This window comes from Mucilaginibacter sp. NFR10, assembly GCF_900100445.1.
GTDB lineage: Bacteria > Bacteroidota > Bacteroidia > Sphingobacteriales > Sphingobacteriaceae > Mucilaginibacter > Mucilaginibacter rubeus.
Map to the genome: position 1 here is coordinate 94,198 of NZ_FMTV01000009.1, position 18,484 is coordinate 112,681.

The following is an 18,484-nucleotide window of genomic DNA, read 5'->3' on the forward strand; positions in this document are numbered from 1 at the left end:
TCACGTCATTATAAGGAACGAAGCAATCCCAAACTATACAGAGGAACTTGCTTGGTTGCTCTGCTGATCGGGGATTGCTTCGTACCTCGCAATGACGGTTTTTTTTCTTATAAAGTAGGCAGTACCGGCACTTACAGTGGCAGAGATATAGCATCTCAAACAATTAAACGAGAATATGAACAGTTTATCCGTTGATACTTTAAACCAAAACTGGCTGTTTAAATACAAGCTGTACCATATCCCGTTTTGGTGTGTGTACCATTATTTTTGGTTTACTATAGCGGTGGCTAACCCTGTGGCAGCGGCTAAATCGATGTTTTTTTCGGCTTATAGTGTCAAGATCCTGGCTTATGTAGTTTTCCAGGCGTTGGCGGTATATTTTAACCTTTACTTCTTAATGCCGCGGTTTATGAAAAAAGAGCGGCTTACCCAATATGTAATTTATCTTTCGCTAACCATCATCGGCACATCATCGCTTATTAACGGCGGCTATTATTTAAGTGCTTTTTTTGCGGGCTGCTCAGTAAAAAAAATGTTTGGCGTTGATCCGGGCAATTTCATGAGTTTCTATAATACTTCCTTCCCCTCTACCGTAGCCAGTATGACTTTGGGAATGAGTATTAAACTCACCAAAAACTGGCTGCAAACCCAGCACCGCCAGCAGTTGCTCGAAAAAGAGAAACTGGAAACCGAACTTAAATTCCTGAAATACCAGTTTAACCCGCATTTTCTATTCAACAGTATCAACTCCATATTTTTCCTGATCCATAAAAACCCCGGCATGGCATCAGCATCATTGGCCAAATTTTCTGAATTACTGCGGTACCAGTTGTACGAGTGCAACGACCAGCAAATCTCTTTAGGAAAAGAGCTTAGCTATCTCGAAAACTTTATCGAGCTGGAAAAGCTTCGGCAAAACAATAATGTGCATGTTACCTTTGAGGCAGATGAGCCCCTGCCCGGCCATTTAGGCATAGCCCCCTTTATATTGATGACCTTTGTAGAAAACGCGTTTAAGCATGTATCCAAAGAGGCGGAACACCCTAACTGGATTGCGATTAGATTGGGATTGAAAGACGATCAGCTCGATTTTTATGTTGCCAACAGCGCATCAAACGACCCGGGAACCGGGCTTGTGAACTTTGGGGGTATCGGCCTGAAAAATGTAAAGCGCCGGCTTGACCTGATTTACCCCGATCTTCATAAGCTGGAGATCCAAAATACCGGAGACCGCTTTGAGGTACACCTGCAATTAACTTTAACCGAACTGGAACAATCATCCGCAACCTTTCAAATGGCCTCACTATGATGAACTGTGTAATAATAGATGATGAGCCCTTAGCCCGCGAAGGATTAGCCAGCTATGTACGCGAGGTTGATTTTTTGAATTTAACCGGCACCTGCGAAAACCCGCTCGAACTGATCAAGCTACTTGATCACCAGGCTATCGACCTGATATTTCTGGATATCCAGATGCCGAAAATGAATGGTATTGATTTTTTAAAGATCATGCAGAAACCTCCGATGGTAATTATCACCACAGCCTATCCAAGCTATGCATTAGAAGGTTTCCAGCTCAATGTGCTCGATTACCTGCTGAAACCCATCACGTTCGACCGATTTTTTAAATCGGCCAATAAAGCTAAAGATTATCACCGCCTGCTCAACAATTGGGCCCAACCCGGTGCACCAAAAACGGAAGCGGATGAAGGCTACTTCTTTATAAAATGCGGTAATAAATACGAAAAGATTTACTTCGATGAGATCCTGTACGTGGAGGGGATGCAAAACTACGTTACTATATTTACTGCCAAAGGCAAATATATCACGCTGCTTAACCTCAAAAGCCTTGAACAAAATTTAGATAGCAAGCTCTTTATCCGCGTACATAAATCATACATCGTATCAACCGGCAAAATTGATGGTATTGAGGGGAATGATATTTTTATCGGGCAGCACCGCATCCCTATAAGCCGCAATTACCGCGAACAGGTGATCCGGCAGGTTGTTGCTAATAAACTATGGGATAAAATAAAATTTTCGTGATATATTTATATATCCGTTTTTAACCTTTATCCTGCTTAAGCCATGGCCAAAAACACCAATAAAACCACGGAAACCGTAGCAAGCGTAAGCGATTTCATCAATACCATTACCGATGAAACCAAACGGGCCGACAGCTTTAAGCTGACCGCGTTGATGGAAGAAGCCAGCGGCCACAAAGCAAAAATGTGGGGCCCGGCCATTGTAGGCTTTGGCAGCTATCATTACAAATATGAAAGCGGCCGTGAGGGTGATGCCCCGCTTATAGCTTTCTCGCCCCGTAAAAGTTCTTTAACACTCTATCTTCCAGGCTTTGAGTGCAAGGAACAATTGCTGCAGAAATTAGGTAAGCACAAGCAAAGCGGCGGCTGTACGCATATTGTTAAACTGACCGATGTAGATAATACTGTGCTCAGGCAATTGCTCGACGAATCATTTAAACACGCGGAAACTACACATTGCAAATAATGGCAGCATTAGCTTACCATTACTATACTTTTAATCCTTAATACATCTTACCGAATAACCATAGTATTTCGGACTGTCATGCCGTTCAAAATAGCCTTTAACATAAAGGTCCATATACCAGGCATTTGAAGCTCCGTTGGCTGTTGTGCTCCAGAAATAGGCATCATAAGTTAAGCTGGCAAATACTCCTTGAAACGAATCGAAAATACGTCCGCCTCCCGGCAATGCGGTAAACAATGTACTATTGGTAGCACCCGTATTGGCAGACCAATGTGCAGTGCCCTGCTCCTGGATCTTTTTCCCATCTTCGCGGTCGCCGCCTAAATAATTATACAAGGTTGTCCATTCGGCATCGGTTGGGATATGAAAACCCTTCGGCGCAAGTTTTTTTGTATTTGTAACTGCATACCAGTTATACAATTTGCCATAAGTAGCCGCTATAGAAGCATCATTTTTATAGTTGCAATAAGCGCCGGTGGTAAGTCCTTTCCAGGTATTATCTTCGGTTACGTTTGGTATGGCCGTACCATCATTATAATGGGTAACTTTCAAATTTTCAATCATCCAGGTTTGCGTACCTATAGTGATTGTTTTATAAACATTACCATCCACATCGGTAACCGTTCCGGTTAAAGCACGGTCTTCCACAGTTAAAACAGCCGTTATACTTCCCGATGTATAATTGCCATTAGCAGCCTGAGTTGCAGTTATAGTTGTTTGTCCTTTTGCTTTAATAGTGATGATATTGCCGCTTATAGCAGCCACGCCTGTATTGCTGCTGGCATAAGTAAAAGCCCCGGCACTTGTACTGCCCGGTGCAGTTATAGTAAAAGGTGCATCTCCAACTCGTTTATCGGGCAATACAAAACTATAAAGGTTAGGGGCAATCGGTCTGGCTGTAACAGTTAAAGTGGCCTTGGTCGAGTCGGCGCTATAGGTGGCAGTAGCCCTTTGTATGGCGGTAATTATCGTAGTGCCGGCGGCCTTAATGGTTACCATATTGCCGGTAACATAAGCCACAGCTGTATTGCTGCTTTTATAAGTAAACAACCCCGTGCTGTTACTGGTTGGGTTGGTTATAATAAAAGTGGGGTCACCAACCTTTTTAGCAGGAAGAGTAAGCGCTCCCAAAGTAGGCTTTAAACCCGTTACGGTGAAATTTGCGGTGATAGAATCTGTTTTGAAGTTGACTGTGGCCGCCTGTACAGCTACAATTGAAGCCCGCCCGGCCCCCACTATAGTCACTTTATTGCCTGATACCGTAGCTACAGCCGGGTTATTAGTTTTAAATGTAAAAGCCCCTGTACTCTTACTTTTAGGGTTTACGAGCGTGAATACCGCGTCGCCTATTTTTTTATCTGCAATGGTAAAATCAGTAAGGGTTGGCGATGACAGGCCTACCGTGAAAGTAGTTTTAACAGAATCGGCCAGGAAAGCTTTTGTCGCGGCCTGGTGCGCCGTGATTACCGAAGCCCCTGAACTTTTAACGGTTATAGTTTCGCCGCTAACAGTTGCGACTTTGGTATTACTGCTGGTATAAGTTATGGCACCATCGCTGGTGCTTTTAGGAGCGGTTATTTTGAAAGCTGGATCGCCAAATTCTTTTGAAGGGATAGCAAAATCGCCAAACGTAGGTGCTACAGGTGCAGGCGGAGCAACATTTTCAGTTTTACTACAACCGATAGCAAATGCTATTAATATGACAAGGCAGGTTTTTAAGGTTTTCATTAACAATATTTTGCGGCGAAGATAAATATTACCAACGGGTTATTTTTATTAATTTAATATTAAATAACTATCCCACTACTGTGCCAAATTTCTCACTAATCTCCCCAGCACCTTAAAACTCTCTTCAACCACCCCGTCAAAAGCTAACCCAAAACTAATGCGGATAAAATTGGTAAACCGCCCGTCAACACTAAAGATCTGGCCGGGAGCTATGCTGATGTTTTGCTCTATTGCCAATTGATACAGTTCAAAGGCATTTACCTTCTTATCCAGCTCAACCCAAAGTGCATAACCGCCCTGTGGCCTGCTGATCTTTGTACCTGCCGGGAAGTGTGTTGCAATAGCCTGGGTATACCGCAGGCACTGGGTATATAACGCCTTCCGCAAATGCCTCATGTGCAGGTCATAGCGCCCGGTTTCAAAAAAATGACCAATGGCTGCCTGTGTAGGTGTGGCCGAGGCTATGGAATGCATCATTTTAATATTCAGCACCTGTTCTTTAAACCTGCCCGGAATGCACCAGCCTACCCGGTAACCGGGCGCTATTGATTTGGATACCGATGAACAAAGGATTACCCAGCCATCCTTATCATAACTTTTGCAGGTGCGCGGACGGCTTTTTCCAAAATAGATCTCACCATAAATATCATCCTCAATTAAGGGAACTTGCTTTTCAGCAAGCAGGCGCACCAGTTGCTGCTTACGCTCATCGGGCATGCAAACCCCTATCGGGTTACTAAAATTGGTAACAAACAGGCATACTTTTACTGGCACTTCATTCATAGCCCGTTCCAGATATTCCAGGTCGAGGCCGGTATCGGGGCTAACCGGAATTTCCAATACTTTCAAATCCAGACTAAGCATTACATTGAAAATCCCGAAATAGGTAGGGCTTTCAATGGCAATGGTATCGCCGGGCTTGGTGAGCGCCCTTAAGCAAAATATCAAAGCTTCCAGGCAGCCCTGCGTTGTGATCACATCATCTTCAGTAATATTACCACCCCAGTTAAAAGCGTTTTTAGCCACCTGTTTGCGCAAAGCGATATTACCCTGCGGGTTTTCATAAGTGATATTACCCGATGGACTATTACGGATAGATTCCATCATGGATTTACTGAGCTTTGCCAGCGGAATCAGGCTGAGCGGCGGCGATGAGCGCGAGAGCTGCAAAACGCTGTCTTCCGACATGTTGCGGTAAACCATCGCAATCATTTCGGCAACGCTGGCCTGTTTAACCTTTTTAAGCGGAGGTTTGGTTTCGGGCACACTCGCAAAACGGGCGGGCAGGTATTTTACATAGTAGCCCGATTTGGTACGTGCCTCTATCAACCCCAGGTTCTCTAACTCAACATAAGCTTTATAAGCCGTACTCATGCTGATGCCCTGTTCCTGGCTCAGCGCCCTTACCGACGGCAGCTTGTCGCCGGGTTTCAGCAGGTTCTGTTTAATCTGCTTTTCGATCCGGGCGGCTATCTGCGAGTATAAAAAATCGTTGTCTGTATTGAGTACCGGACTTTCCATGCAAAATCTGTTATGCTCAAAATTAATAAAACTACATCTGTTTTTCTATTGCCGGATGTTTTTATTTTGTAATGATCAAATAATTAAGCACATGGAACTACACGTTATCGATTATCAGCCACAACATGCCCCCTATTTTGAAAAGTTTAACAAAGCATGGCTTGAAGAGTATTTTACCGTTGAGCCTTTTGACAAATGGGTATTGGAAAATCCCGACGAGGCCATCATTAAAACAGGCGGCAGCATTTACTTTGTCACTTCGAACCAAAAAATTATTGGCACCGTAGCACTGCGATATATAGAAGACGGCGTTTACGAGCTTACCAAAATGGCGGTTGATAAAGACAGTCGCGGGGCTGGCGCCGGTCAGTTTCTATGTCAAACCGGTATTGATAAAGCGCGTGAACTGGGTGTAAAAAAGCTGGTACTGTTTTCGAACAGGGTGCTCGAAAATGCCATCCACATTTACCGCAAACTGGGCTTTACCGAAATCCCTGTTGAGCCCGGCACCTACAAACGGGCGGATATCATGATGGAAATAAACTTTACAAATAACTAACAGCCTTCAATTTTTTGTAGAGACGCATCACATGCGTCTTTCAACGGACAAGCCCCTTAGCATACGGGAGACGCATGTGATGCGTCTCTACACCGAAAATCAAATTATCCAATCTATCTCAACCTTATGAAAAATATACTAAGCGAACAGGAAGTACAGCAACTAAGGACCGAAACCCGGGGCACAACAAAAACCATCCACTTCAATAATGCAGGCTCATCCCTGCATCCCGATGTGGTGATTGATACCGTGATAGATTACCTGTACGAAGAAGCGCAAAACGGCGGCTATGAAACAGAGTACACTTACCGTGAAGAGCTGGAAAACACCTACACCCTCATAGCCAGGCTCATCAACGCCCGTAAGGATGAGATTGCCATTGTTGAAAACGCCAGTATCGGCTGGTGGCTTGCCTTTAACGGCATTGATTTTAAACCCGGCGATGAGATCATTACCTGCGAAATGGAATATGTAACCAACCTGATAGGTTTGCTGCATGCTAAAAAAACACTGGGTGTTGAGTTTAAAGTGATCCCTAATGATGATCAGGGTAATTTCCGGCTACAGGCTTTGGAAGATGCTATTTCTGACCGGACAAAGCTGATAGCCGTAACCCATATCCCCTCAACCGCAGGGGGCATGATCCCGGTAGCAGAGATAGGCAGGATAGCGCGCAAACACAATATTTTGTACCTGCTTGATGCCTGCCAGAGCGTGGGCCATGTGCCGCTGGATGTACAGGCCATTGGCTGCGATATGCTGGCAGTAACCGGCAGGAAGTATTTGCGGGCGCCGAGGGGTACCGGCTTTCTGTATGTCCGCAAAGAAATTCAGGATAAGCTGAAGCTATTTTTCATGGACGGCTTCACTACCCAATGGGTAACCCAAACTGATTTTAAACCGCGTAATGATGCCCGCCGTTTTGAAGTGTATGAAAAAAGCCGTGCCTTAACGCTTGGTCTTGGCAAGGCGGTTGAATATGCGCTCAATATCGGTGTTGACCGTACCTGGCAGCGGGTGCAATATTTAGCCGGCTTACTACGCGAAAAACTAAAAAATATTAACGGCGTAACCGTTCATGATTTTGGCGACGAGTTATCCGGTATCGTAACTTTTTCGGCAGATGGCATGGAGGCCGCAACGGTAAAAAACAAGCTGGCCGAAAAGCACATCAACGTATCAGTTGGCAAGGCGGTTTCAACCCTCATTTACATGAATAAAAACCACTTAAATAATATTGTAAGGGCTTCCGTGCATTATTATAATACTGAGGAGGAGATTGATACCTTATGCGGAGTTTTAGAAGAGTTGGTTAGAGTGAGTGTTTAACATTCGCACGATTAAGCGCCCTGGCTATTGTTGGTGTTGTCACCAGAAGTGTTCGGAAGATTTTTAATTCCCTCCCTTGGGAGGGGTGCGGTTGGATTTCGTGGTGGCAGGGAGGGGTTTATACGTCGTTTCAGGCGAATAAGTCTGTGAATGCCTCCCTCCCTACACCCGCCCCAGGGGAGGGAATCGCACAATCCCTCGCTTTTTTTATTTCTTCCGAACACCTATGGTGTTGTCACCAACAATAGCGGGTTATAGTTCAAGCGAAAAACGCTTAAACTTGCTTGATAAAAGTTGTCAACAAAACAGCTGCATCTATTGATGTTTTGTAATTTTTGAGCGCAAACTCGGCCTCATAAAAGTCGTTGTCGCTATAAAAAGCAGAGTATATTTATATTAGTGCCATAAATCATTGGCCATTGAAAGCAATCCGCGATAAAGCAGGTGAATTTTTACTTGGGTTACAGGATGTACGGGAAGATATTTTATGTACGCCTGCCCAGTTTTCTGAATATACCGTTTACCTCGTTCCTGAAGGGTCGGGTATTTTCCACGCAGATTTTGGGGCATTCCCTTTTACAGGCCCGGTGTTGTTGTTTTCGACCCCGCTGCAGATTATTTATGTAGATGAGTGCCGCGCCATAAAAAGCAATATCTTACAATTTCACAGTGATTTTTATTGTATCGAGTACCACCGCGAAGAGGTAGCCTGCAACGGGTTATTATTTAACAACATCTATATTGATCCAATAGTTGTGCTTACCCCGCAGGATGTAAAAGTGTTTGAGCTGTTACTGATGCAGATGGACGACGAATTTATGCAGCCGCAACCATCCGAAATTGTATTGCGGGCCTACCTGCAGCTTTTTTTGGCCAAGGCCAGCAGCATAAAAATAAATAGCATCAGTACCGGTGAGGATAAACCCCAAAAAGATGAACTGATGGAAAAGTTCCGGACGTTGCTTAACCAGCATTATCTTGATCTGCATAAACCATCAGATTATGCCTCGTTACTCGCCATATCTTCTGATAATTTAACCCGGCGTTGTACCAAATACTTCCGTAAATCGCCCTCGCAATTAATACAGGAGCGGCTGATCCTCGAAGCAAAAAAACAGCTTCATTTAACCCGGCAAAGCATCAAAGAAATTGCCTACAACCTGAAGTTTCAGGATGAGTTTTATTTTAGCCGGGTATTTAAAAAGTTCACCAAAGTATCGCCCCAAACTTTTCGCGATAAAACAGGCATCTCCATAGTCGCGGATTTGTACAAATAAAACCCCGTTTCGTCCATGTTTGCGGGGCTCATAGCGTTGTAGTTTTGCTTTATCAAAAAACAACAACATGAAAACTTCAATCATAAATACCATAGCCGGCCTTGATCAGCTTGGTAAAAAAGCAGTCCGTTTCGGCATCGTAGTCGTATTTCTTTGGATAGGCGGGCTAAAATTTTTCACTTACGAAGCCGATGGCGTTGTACCCTTTGTGGCCAACAGTCCGGTGATGTCATTCTTTTACAATCACCCAACCGAATATAAAAAACACATCAATAAAGAAGGCGAACTGATTGCTGCCAACCACCAATGGCATATCGAAAACAACACTTACGGCTTTTCTGTTGGCCTGGGTATTTTCCTGGTAACACTGGGCATACTGGTTGCGCTTTATAAAGTTGCACCAATACCAAGTATGATTGCCAGTATCCTGGTATTTATCATGACTTTGGGCACGCTTTCCTTCCTGGTAACTACGCCCGAAAGCTGGGTACCACATTTAACCGATAACCAATGGGGCTTCCCATACCTGTCAGGCCGCGGTCGTTTGGTTATTAAAGATGTCGTGATCCTTGGCGGTGCCATCATCACTATGAGCGAAACCGCGCAACTTTATCTAAAACGTAAAACAGCAAGTAAATAATCTTAAACCATAATATAATCATGAAAACTATAAATGTTCCCACCCGCGAACAGGTAAGTGCCGAAGCGCAGGTAATGTTTGATACCTTCACAAAACGCGTTGGTAAAGTACCTAACCTTTATGCTACTATGGGTTATTCGGCACCTGCACTTAAAATGTTTATGGATATGGAGGATGACATGAGCAAAAGCGTGTTTACCCCCAAAGAAAGGGAAGCCATTGCCCTTATCGTTTCGGAGCTAAACGGTTGTGCTTATTGCTTAGCCGGTCATAGTATGCTGGCCATGAAACGCGGCTTTACTAAAGAACAAACCCTTGATATCAGGAGAGGCCATACAGCTGATGACAGATTGAATGCCATTATCGGTTTAGCCAAGTCAATTGTTGAAAATAAAGGTAAAGGCGATGAAACCATAGTAAATAACTTTTACGAAGCCGGTTTTGATGAAGCCGCTTTGATGGACCTTATAGCCTTTATTACCATACGTGTGTACACTAACTACGTATTTGCCAACACCGAAGTTCCGGTAGATTTTCCTGCCGCTGAGCCTCTTAACTAATATCTAAACATTTCATCATGAAAACCACAGAAGAAGTAAAAGGACAGTTAGCCAATAAGTTTTTAACAGGACTAAAAAATCGTGATTGGGAGCTCATGCGCCCGGCCCTTGCCAATGATGTTACCTGGACCCTGCCAGGAACAAGTTTGCTTTCGGGTCCTGCTGTTGGTGCCGATGCCGTGATTAAACGTGCCGGTCAGCTGCGTGATTTTGGGGTAATGGTTCAATTAAACCACATTCTATACGGATTGGATAGTGTAGCCCTGTCGCTTCACAATACTGCCAGCCGTGGCGATTTGATACTGGATGAGCAGGTAGCCATAGTTTGCGATATTACTGATAATAAGATTAGCCGGATAACTACCCATTTGAGTGATATTGAAGGGATCAATAAGTTTTTTATTGAAGGGGTGATTTAACGTCATACAGCATATCATAAACTCATTTTACGTTCCATCAGGGTCTCTCGTAGATTTAAGTTTACCCATAAAATCATTAGTCAAATTGGGTATTCCTGATAAGTTGAACCCCTCTGGGGTTCGGGTAAGGGGTGTGACGTTGTTTCTACAAACCTGTTCCCCCTCTGGGGGATTTTACAATTTAATAAACATGTATTAATTGCCCAAGGACAGATGCACCAGAGGTGCAAAAGGTTTGTAGCTCGTAAAGTTATAGAATACCCTTTGCCCCAGAGGGGCAAAACACAACGACTTGCTGTTTAAACGACAAGCAATTTTGTGGGTAAACTTAAACTCGCAGAGGACCCTGATGGCTTCCCCAAGCAGGTACGCCTGCTTTTCGTGCGTTATATACAGTCTCCTGTCAGTTAGGAACATCCGGGTCCTCTACGAGAGACCCTGATGAGACAGAAGCCTGGAATTGCTTCGGCCTCGCAAATGACGCTTTTTTTTGAGTTGCATCTAAGTTATCTTTGAGCCTAATCCCTGCACCACACATGAAATATTTCATTGTCCTTCTATTTATCTTTTCCATTGGCCAACACAGTTTTGCACAAAGTCATAAAGAACAGATCGCTGCCTTCAGGCAAAATTATAAGGATGACTTTTTAAAGGACCCGCGATCGCCGCTTAAACAAGATGACCTGCAATTTTTAAGGTTTTATGATGCCGACAGTACCTACCGCGTAACTGCTAAAGCTGAATTATTGACTAATCAACCAACTTTTATTATACCTACCTTCAGCGGTGCAGGTAGCCAATATACACGTTATGCCCAACTTTCGTTTACGCTAAAGGGTAAACCAATGCAGTTAACCATTTACAAAAGCATAGCCCTGTCACAAAACCCTGCTTTCAGCAATTATCTGTTCCTGCCTTTTACCGATGCTACAAACGGCTCTGAAACCTATGGCGGAGGCCGCTATATCGACCTTACCACCAAAGACATTAAAAACGGCTCGATTGTTATAGATTTCAATAAAGCCTACAACCCATACTGCGCTTTCAGCAGCGGCTATTCATGCCCTAAACCTCCCGACGAAAACCGGGTTGATATGGCAGTTGAAGCTGGCGAAAAAAACTTTGGGAAAGGGCATTGATCTAAATCTGCATTAAACAAGCACATTAAATATTTTTTACCTTACAAAAATACCGGCATCGATGTGCGCCCCCGGTGATGAAGATGAAAGGTTCAGGTAATCTTTTGGTATGCCTTTGGTTTGCACTTCGCTCAGGGTTACTTTTCCAACTTTTTGGATACTCTGTTCTATAGGCTTATTTAGCCGGTCTGGCTTTACGTCCTCTTCGTTAAAGCCCAAATAAAAAGCGTTTTCGGAGATAAGCGAATTGGCAAACTTATAGTTAGCATGTGCACCACGGTAACCTATCCAAAAATAATTGCAATTGGTAACGATATTATCACTGAACGTAAACGGCACATTGGAACTCCGGCCGTAACCGTACCAAACAGCGCCTTCATAGGCCCCGTAAATAATGGAATGAGTGAGTGAAAAATCCCTGATCCCGAGGAACACCATAACGGCGTTTTTTACCCCATAAAATATACAATGGTCTACGCGGATACCGGCTCCCTGCGCAAAAACGCCTCCTTGTATAGGTGCAGAATTCTTTTCCCCGATAAAATAACACTGGGAAATTTCCAGTCCGGTCAATGTGCTGTCCCTCCTTTCTATAACATAGTAATACTCTGATGCCGGGTTTGGGTTACCGGTGAACTTCAGTCCTTTAATTACTACATGATTTCGGCTGACCTGGAAAGCGGAACTGGCATGCTTTAATTTACCGGCCCTGTTGGAATCGGCCACGCATTGAATAACCGGCATTTTGGCCGGTGCCCAGTCGGGATCACCGGGCATGACCATCGCTTCGAAAGTGTATTTTTCAGCAACCTGCCGGTTACTTTCATCACGAATTGCCAATGCACTTTTAATGGTATAAAGGCCGGGCGCAATCTTAATGGTAATGGGCTCTTCACCGCTAAACGTATTTGCCTTGATAACCGCTTTTTCCAGGCTTGCCAGCGGTTCACTTTGCGTACCCGGGGCATCATCCCTGCCCCGGCTTACATCTACATATAGTGTTTGCGCGTTCAGCGGAATGCTCCAAATCAATAATATTATAAAGCTTAAAAATTTTAATGCAGTGGGTTTCATGAGTTAAACTATAAGGCATGCTGCCTGGTAAACAAATGTAAAAGAGCAGAAGGTGTCCGCATATTCATAACAGGTTCAAGTTTGTTCAAGTTTCATCACGCCGGAATCAAAAATATAATCAAACATTACCTCTGAAAACAAAAACAGCCCGGCAGTTAAAATAAGCTTTCAAAGTTTGTGGTTACCGGTCTGACAGTTTCCAGGTTGTAAGGAAATAAAAACATACCATGTAGAAACTCTTGCAATTCAACACACAAAACATCACCGGTAACGAGACTGTTACACCCTAAACAAAACCTAACCGGTAAATTTGAACAAAGCCTCTGGAAATATGAACCAAATCAGCAAAGAAGATATCAAACAGGAAGTGTTTGACCTGTATGATGATTACGCGCATAACCGCCTCGACAGGCGCTCCTTTGTGCAAAAGCTCTCCATGTATGCAGTGGGCGGCCTTACCGTAACCGCACTAATGAGTTTCCTGATGCCCGATTACCAGGGTGCCATACAGGTAAAATCCGACGATCCGCGTTTAAAATCGGGCTATATTAATTACCCTTCGCCCAAAGGCGGCGGAACAATTAAAGGCCTGTTATCAGAGCCTGCAGATGCAAAGAAGCAATTGGGCGGCATAGTGGTTGTTCACGAAAACCGGGGCTTAAACCCTTACATTGAAGATGTGGCCAGACGCGCCGCCCTGGCCGGCTTTATTACCCTTGCACCCGACGCATTAACGCCGCTTGGCGGCTATCCCGGCAACGATGACGAAGGGCGTACCATGCAGGCCAAACGAAATAAAGGCGAAATGGAGGAAGATTTTATAGCTGCCTATGAATACCTTAAAAACCATAGGGATTGCAATGGTAAGGTGGGTGTTGTGGGCTTTTGTTTTGGCGGAGGAATTGCCAATATGATGGCTGTACGTGTTCCCGATTTGGCTGCCGCCGTTCCATTTTACGGAAGTCAGCCGGCTGTTGAGGATGTCCCTAAAATTAAAGCGCCGCTGTTGCTGCATTACGCGGCCCTGGATACCCGGATTACGGAGGGCTGGCCGGCATACGAAAAAGCGCTTAAAGAAAATGGCAAAAAATACCAGGCTTATATCTATGAAAACGCGAACCACGGCTTTCATAATAATACAACTCCACGTTATGACAAAGCCGCGGCAGAACTGGCCTGGAAAAGGACTATAGATTTTTTTAATGAGAATTTAAACTAAAGACCTGAAATTTCAGGTCTTTAGTTTCGCAGGATCATATTGTGAAGATACCTTATTCTTTGGGGGTATCTTCTTTATCTTCCTCTTCCCGTTCTACCGTTATGGTACATTCCGTAACCAGTGCGGCCAGGGTACCTACGGCAGCAAAAACCGGTGCCAGGATCATCCCGAAAAGGCCAACACTTAACGGAAAAGTCATTAGCTCTTTACCGTGCTTGTCCGAAATGGTGATCCTGCTGGCTTTACCTTCGTTAATTATCTCTTTTATCTTTCCCAATAACGCTTCACCGTTAATTGAAAATGTTTCTTTGGTGCTCATGTTTTTTCTAAGTTTTTATATTTAGATGAGCATACCAGCGGCTTGTTACAGGTTCGGCTAAATATGCCGATAGCAGGTGGAATATTAATTTCCTTACTGCAAAGGCTTCTCAATTGGTTAAAAAAAGCAAACCCCTCATGCCGAATTTATTTCGGCACCCCATTTCCAAAGTAAAGCGGTGAACAACTCTGCACGAATTAATTGTGAAACCTGGCAAGCGTGAATATCCAATGAGGTGCCGAAATAAATTCGGCACATACGTATGTTTTTACCTTTGAACAATATTAAACACTTATCTCCACCTTCTTCCCGGTTTTAACAGCAAGGTAAATGGCATCAATAATTTTAAGGTCTTTCACTCCTTCTTCGCCGTTTACCGGTACTACCGGTTTTTTGTTATTAAATATAATCTCGCACATTTCATCCATCTGCACGGTTTGGTGTGTGGTAATGGGCTGGTTAAGCTCGCCCAAATGGGTGCGGCCTTTAATTGGCCCGTAGCCGGTAGAAGGCTGCATTTCGGCAAAGCCTTTTTCTCCATCAAGAAAAAATCGGTCGAGATTGTTCATATTGTAGGTTGACAGGCAAGACGCAACCGCCCCGCTTGGGAAGCCGAACTGGAACTGGATGGTTTCATCAACCCCTTCTTTAAATTTCACCGTATCGGTTTTAGTTTCCTGGGCGGTAACCCATATCGGTTCTTCACCGGTCATATAGCGTGATCCGTTGATGGCATAGATCCCAATATCCATCATAGAGCCGCCACCGGCAAGCTTTTTATTCAACCGCCATTGTGTGGGATCGCCGATGGTAAACCCGCATTGCCCCTGAAAAAACCTGATCTTCCCAAACTCGCCGTTTTGCCTCATCCTGATCACTTCAAGCGTTTTGGGTTCAAAATGCATCCGGTAGCCAACCAACAATTTTACATTGGCCTTTTTACAGGCATCAACCATCTCCTGCCCCTCTTTGGCATTCACGGCCATTGGCTTTTCGCATATAGCGTGTTTACCGGCTGCAGCTACCCTGATCACAAAATCGCGGTGCAAACCGTTGGGTGTAATAACGTATACCGCGTCGATATCGGGGTTATTTTTGATGTTGTCGAAATTCTCATAGTTGTAGCAATTTTTTTCGGGGATGCCATATTTGCTTTGCCATGCTTTAACTTTTGATGGGGTTCCGCTAATTACCCCAACCAGTTTAGCTTTGGTACATTTCCGCATAGCTTCTGCTACTATGGTTCCATAGCCTCCAAGTCCCATAATGGCCACACGTAATACCGGACCGTCATAAACCTGTTCAGTTTTATCTGTTTCTGCTGCCCATCCTGAGTGTGGTACAAGTTGCAGGGCCAGGGCCGATAAGCCCAACTTTTGTAAAAAATCACGACGAGAATTCATAGGTATGTTTTTTGGTTTATGACAATTTACATATTTCCGGGTAAAATACACTTAAGTCATCTGATTTTTACAGGGAATGAAGAGCTTCCTTCTAAAAGAAGCTAAAAACAAATAAGAAAATCGTAATGCGTGGAACGAAGCCCGGCCCGACCTATAGAGTAGCTCTCCATTGTTTGGGATTGCTTTGCCCATCACAATGAAACCATCATAAGACATTGATTATTAAGCATTTTTTTTATCTATTTTATAACATGGACGTTGCCTGCGGCCGGGCTATCCGCTGCAAGTCCTCGCCTTGCCTGCGCACAAACCTAACCCGCGCTGTGGGCTTTACGCTTCTATCCCTAACGCAGCCCTTGCGAAACACCCCTAAAATATGGTTTATACGCCATCACATTTTTCGATCTGTTTTTAAATACCTTCCGATGCTAAGCTCCATTATATCACATACCCTTAGGTTGATTTAATGGTTTAACTGCCCAGTTATTTCCCGGTTGATCGTTCAGATATATTTCGAGCTTACCGCCGTTGCTGATATCGTTGTAACGGATAAAATTATTAGGCAATATTTTACCATTCAATTTCACCGAGCGGATATAGATTGATTTAGGGCTTGATTTATGACAGATGATCTCGAACTTTTTGCCGTTTTGAAGCGTGATAGCAATTTTATCAAAGAAAGGTGAACACAAAAGGTACTCGCCCGAAACCGGGTTTACCGGGTAAAAACCCATAGCAGCGAACAAATACCAGGCCGACATTTGGCCGGCATCATCATTTCCTCCCAAACCACCTGGACCATCACTGTATTCCGCAGCCAGGATCTTGCGTACAGCGGCTTGCGTTTTCCATGGCGATGGTGTGTAATTATACATAAAAGGGATCTGGTGCCCCGGCTCATTGCCATGCCAGTATTCGCCTTTTTCAAACAGGCTATCTAACGACTGTTCCAGTTTCTTCGCACCACCCATCAACTTTGCCAAGCCGGGGACATCCTGCGGTACATAAAAGGTATATTGACGTGCGGTACCTTCTGTAATATAAGTCGCCTTTTTATCAGAATCAAAGGAAGATACCCACGTGCCATCAGCATGTTTACCGCGAACAAAGCCACTTGCAGCATCAAATACATTGGCATAATATTTTGCCCGTTTGGTGAGTGTGGTATAATCGGCAGATTTTTTTAAAGCTTTTGCAAATTGCGCCAGCGCGTAATCATCATAAGCATACTCCATTGTACGGCTCACCTGTTCCATTTTATGAAAGGCATCGCGTACGCTATCTTCTAACGGGATGTATTGATATTTCAAATAACTATCCAACGCCCTGCGGCCTTTGCCTTCTACATAATCGGCGCGATTGGCGGGTAGTTCAAAAGCGTTATGCCTTAAAATTTGGTAAGCTTCTTCAGCGTCAAGATCAGTGATCCCCTTTAAATATGCCGAACTGATTACAGAAGCCGTATGATCGCCGATCATTTCGGATGTATAGCTATTCCAGCAGGGGAACACTGGCATCCAGCCACCCTGTTTACCTTTCAGGATCAGTGATTTTGCCAGGTTATTGATCAAAGATGGGTTCAGGATCTCAAACAGTGGCAACTGTGCCCGGTAAATATCCCACATCGAAAAATCATCATAATAATTGCCGTTTGATAATTGTTCCATTTGATAATCGCCGGCAAACCGCGGGTATCTGCCATTAACATCATTAAAAAGACGCGGATGCTGCATGGCATGGTAAAATGACGTATAAAAGATCCGTTTATCCTGCTCATTTTTAGTTGAAATATTGATTTGCCCTAAGGCCTTTTCCCATTTTACCCTGCTGCTTTCTACCATCTTATCAAAATCAAACCCCGGCATTTCGGCCTCCAGGTTTTTGCGGGCGCCTTCCAAACTGGTAAACGAAGTGCCAATCCTGATCGTTAGCTTTTCGTCTTTATTGAGCTTAAATCCGGCATAAATCCCTGTACCTGCGTCGTTTTTGATGCTATCCGCAATAAATATTTTATCGCCTGCAAAAGTGCCCGTTTTACCTAAACTCTGTTCAAACCTGATCACAAAGAAACCGCTGAAACCCGCGCTTTTTCCCCAACCCTGGTAAATACGATGAGCAGGATTATAGCCCGATATCTCACCCGTTTGCTTATCTACTTTCACAAAACCCTCATGATAATCACTATTGGCTTTGATCAATAAATAAAGGCTGTCGGCCTGCTGCATGGTAAACTGCATCATACCGCAACGCTCTGTGGAGGTTACCGAGGCACTCACTTTATATTGATTAAGATTGATGCTATAAACGTGAGGAGAGGACAGTTCATCAGTATGTTTAAATGCGGCGCTATAATTAGCTGTTTTTAGCTTGCCTGTGATGGGCATAATGGTAAAGCTGCCATAGTCCTGCGTACATGACCCGCTTAACCAGTGCGAACCACGGAGGCCGTTGAACAGGCCGTCCTTATAATAATATGGAGGTACGCACTTGGTTTCGCCGCTCTCGGTTTCGGGTGTCCATTGTGTCATGGCAAAGGGGGCAGTAACCGCGGGAATAGTGTTGGCAAACCGTGTATCAGCCGCCTGTCCATGTTTTAGTGCGGAAGCTGTAGTGGCAATAGCTGTACCGGCCATGGGCTGTACATATTTAACCAGGTTTTGGGCAAAAACCGGCCACGGAAACAACAAGAAAATGATATAAATAAACCGGCTTGCAATTTTGGGGATGAACTTCATTTTCGGACAGCGTATTAACAAAAAAATTTCAGCAAAATACAGCAATCGTTG

17 protein-coding genes are annotated in these 18,484 nt (G+C 44.1%); 11 read left to right on the plus strand and 6 right to left on the minus strand.

What is annotated here, in order from left to right; translation table 11 throughout:
* Nucleotides 1-175: 175 nt before the first annotated feature.
* From BLP33_RS24115 to BLP33_RS24125, 3 genes are read left to right on the plus strand one after another with little or no spacing between them, the layout of a single operon-like run.
* Nucleotides 176-1,309 carry a sensor histidine kinase gene (locus tag BLP33_RS24115; protein ID WP_090534001.1) on the plus strand — a complete coding sequence of 378 codons (1,134 nt, stop codon included), beginning with the start codon at nt 176-178 and terminating at the stop codon, nt 1,307-1,309.
* Complete coding sequence (locus BLP33_RS24120; RefSeq protein WP_090534003.1) at nt 1,306-2,046, plus strand: LytR/AlgR family response regulator transcription factor; 741 nt, start codon at nt 1,306-1,308, stop codon at nt 2,044-2,046. Before BLP33_RS24115 ends, BLP33_RS24120 begins: the two co-directional genes overlap by 4 nt.
* A gap of 42 nt (nt 2,047-2,088) precedes the next feature.
* A complete protein-coding gene (locus tag BLP33_RS24125) occupies nt 2,089-2,511 on the plus strand; it encodes a DUF1801 domain-containing protein (RefSeq protein ID WP_090534005.1) in 423 nt (140 codons plus the stop codon).
* A 30-nt stretch (nt 2,512-2,541) separates the two neighbouring features.
* Here BLP33_RS24125 and BLP33_RS24130 read toward each other — a convergent pair whose 3' ends face one another.
* The gene (locus BLP33_RS24130) at nt 2,542-4,239 is read right to left on the minus strand and encodes a fibrobacter succinogenes major paralogous domain-containing protein (protein ID WP_090534007.1); all 1,698 of its coding nucleotides are present in this window, start codon (nt 4,237-4,239) and stop codon (nt 2,542-2,544) included.
* Nucleotides 4,240-4,314: 75 nt separating this feature from the next.
* Nucleotides 4,315-5,760, minus strand: a complete 1,446-nt coding sequence (locus BLP33_RS24135) for an aminotransferase-like domain-containing protein (protein ID WP_090534011.1) — start codon at nt 5,758-5,760, stop codon at nt 4,315-4,317.
* 91 nt (nt 5,761-5,851) lie between these two features.
* Between BLP33_RS24135 and BLP33_RS24140 the strand changes: the two genes are divergently transcribed.
* The 7 genes from BLP33_RS24140 (at nt 5,852) to BLP33_RS24170 (ending at nt 11,683) form a co-directional block, all read left to right on the plus strand.
* Nucleotides 5,852-6,319 carry a GNAT family N-acetyltransferase gene (locus BLP33_RS24140; RefSeq protein WP_090534014.1) on the plus strand — a complete coding sequence of 156 codons (468 nt, stop codon included), beginning with the start codon at nt 5,852-5,854 and terminating at the stop codon, nt 6,317-6,319.
* Nucleotides 6,320-6,445: 126 nt separating this feature from the next.
* Nucleotides 6,446-7,648 (plus strand): aminotransferase class V-fold PLP-dependent enzyme, encoded by a 1,203-nt coding sequence (locus tag BLP33_RS24145; RefSeq protein WP_090534015.1) that lies wholly within the window; start codon nt 6,446-6,448, stop codon nt 7,646-7,648.
* Between the two features lie 419 nt (nt 7,649-8,067).
* On the plus strand, nt 8,068-8,925 hold the full coding sequence (locus tag BLP33_RS24150) for a helix-turn-helix domain-containing protein (protein ID WP_090534017.1): 858 nt from the start codon (nt 8,068-8,070) through the stop codon (nt 8,923-8,925).
* A gap of 67 nt (nt 8,926-8,992) precedes the next feature.
* Entirely contained in the window at nt 8,993-9,565 is a 573-nt protein-coding gene (locus BLP33_RS24155) for a DUF417 family protein (protein ID WP_090534019.1), read from the plus strand.
* Nucleotides 9,566-9,585: 20 nt separating this feature from the next.
* Nucleotides 9,586-10,125 carry a carboxymuconolactone decarboxylase family protein gene (locus tag BLP33_RS24160; protein ID WP_090534021.1) on the plus strand — a complete coding sequence of 180 codons (540 nt, stop codon included), beginning with the start codon at nt 9,586-9,588 and terminating at the stop codon, nt 10,123-10,125.
* Between the two features lie 17 nt (nt 10,126-10,142).
* Nucleotides 10,143-10,544: a nuclear transport factor 2 family protein gene (locus BLP33_RS24165; protein ID WP_217633221.1), complete on the plus strand. Its 402-nt coding sequence runs from the start codon at nt 10,143-10,145 to the stop codon at nt 10,542-10,544.
* 536 nt (nt 10,545-11,080) lie between these two features.
* On the plus strand, nt 11,081-11,683 hold the full coding sequence (locus BLP33_RS24170; protein ID WP_090534023.1) for a DUF1684 domain-containing protein: 603 nt from the start codon (nt 11,081-11,083) through the stop codon (nt 11,681-11,683).
* Between the two features lie 36 nt (nt 11,684-11,719).
* On the opposite strand, the gene BLP33_RS24175 is transcribed toward BLP33_RS24170, so the two are convergent.
* Entirely contained in the window at nt 11,720-12,757 is a 1,038-nt protein-coding gene (locus tag BLP33_RS24175; protein WP_090534025.1) for a hypothetical protein, read from the minus strand.
* A gap of 331 nt (nt 12,758-13,088) precedes the next feature.
* On the opposite strand from BLP33_RS24175, the gene BLP33_RS24180 reads away from it, so the two are divergent.
* Nucleotides 13,089-13,976 (plus strand): dienelactone hydrolase family protein, encoded by an 888-nt coding sequence (locus tag BLP33_RS24180; protein ID WP_090534027.1) that lies wholly within the window; start codon nt 13,089-13,091, stop codon nt 13,974-13,976.
* Nucleotides 13,977-14,028: 52 nt separating this feature from the next.
* Here BLP33_RS24180 and BLP33_RS24185 read toward each other — a convergent pair whose 3' ends face one another.
* The 3 genes from BLP33_RS24185 to BLP33_RS24195 form a co-directional block, all read right to left on the minus strand.
* A complete protein-coding gene (locus tag BLP33_RS24185; RefSeq protein WP_090534028.1) occupies nt 14,029-14,295 on the minus strand; it encodes a DUF4342 domain-containing protein in 267 nt (88 codons plus the stop codon).
* A gap of 284 nt (nt 14,296-14,579) precedes the next feature.
* On the minus strand, nt 14,580-15,698 hold the full coding sequence (locus tag BLP33_RS24190; protein WP_090534030.1) for a Gfo/Idh/MocA family protein: 1,119 nt from the start codon (nt 15,696-15,698) through the stop codon (nt 14,580-14,582).
* Nucleotides 15,699-16,141: 443 nt separating this feature from the next.
* Nucleotides 16,142-18,433, minus strand: a complete 2,292-nt coding sequence (locus tag BLP33_RS24195) for a GH92 family glycosyl hydrolase (RefSeq protein WP_090534032.1) — start codon at nt 18,431-18,433, stop codon at nt 16,142-16,144.
* Nucleotides 18,434-18,484 lie beyond the last annotated feature (51 nt).

Bases quoted from the DNA above. Each gene is read 5' to 3' on its own strand.
- BLP33_RS24115 (WP_090534001.1), top strand. From the start codon at position 176: ATGAACAGTTTATCCGTTGATACTTTAAACCAAAACTGGCTGTTTAAA.
- BLP33_RS24120 (WP_090534003.1), top strand. From the start codon at position 1,306: ATGATGAACTGTGTAATAATAGATGATGAGCCCTTAGCCCGCGAAGGA.
- BLP33_RS24125 (WP_090534005.1), top strand. From the start codon at position 2,089: ATGGCCAAAAACACCAATAAAACCACGGAAACCGTAGCAAGCGTAAGC.
- BLP33_RS24130 (WP_090534007.1), bottom strand. From the start codon at position 4,239: ATGAAAACCTTAAAAACCTGCCTTGTCATATTAATAGCATTTGCTATC.
- BLP33_RS24135 (WP_090534011.1), bottom strand. From the start codon at position 5,760: ATGGAAAGTCCGGTACTCAATACAGACAACGATTTTTTATACTCGCAG.
- BLP33_RS24140 (WP_090534014.1), top strand. From the start codon at position 5,852: ATGGAACTACACGTTATCGATTATCAGCCACAACATGCCCCCTATTTT.
- BLP33_RS24145 (WP_090534015.1), top strand. From the start codon at position 6,446: ATGAAAAATATACTAAGCGAACAGGAAGTACAGCAACTAAGGACCGAA.
- BLP33_RS24155 (WP_090534019.1), top strand. From the start codon at position 8,993: ATGAAAACTTCAATCATAAATACCATAGCCGGCCTTGATCAGCTTGGT.
- BLP33_RS24160 (WP_090534021.1), top strand. From the start codon at position 9,586: ATGAAAACTATAAATGTTCCCACCCGCGAACAGGTAAGTGCCGAAGCG.
- BLP33_RS24165 (WP_217633221.1), top strand. From the start codon at position 10,143: ATGAAAACCACAGAAGAAGTAAAAGGACAGTTAGCCAATAAGTTTTTA.
- BLP33_RS24170 (WP_090534023.1), top strand. From the start codon at position 11,081: ATGAAATATTTCATTGTCCTTCTATTTATCTTTTCCATTGGCCAACAC.
- BLP33_RS24175 (WP_090534025.1), bottom strand. From the start codon at position 12,757: ATGAAACCCACTGCATTAAAATTTTTAAGCTTTATAATATTATTGATT.
- BLP33_RS24180 (WP_090534027.1), top strand. From the start codon at position 13,089: ATGAACCAAATCAGCAAAGAAGATATCAAACAGGAAGTGTTTGACCTG.
- BLP33_RS24185 (WP_090534028.1), bottom strand. From the start codon at position 14,295: ATGAGCACCAAAGAAACATTTTCAATTAACGGTGAAGCGTTATTGGGA.
- BLP33_RS24190 (WP_090534030.1), bottom strand. From the start codon at position 15,698: ATGAATTCTCGTCGTGATTTTTTACAAAAGTTGGGCTTATCGGCCCTG.
- BLP33_RS24195 (WP_090534032.1), bottom strand. From the start codon at position 18,433: ATGAAGTTCATCCCCAAAATTGCAAGCCGGTTTATTTATATCATTTTC.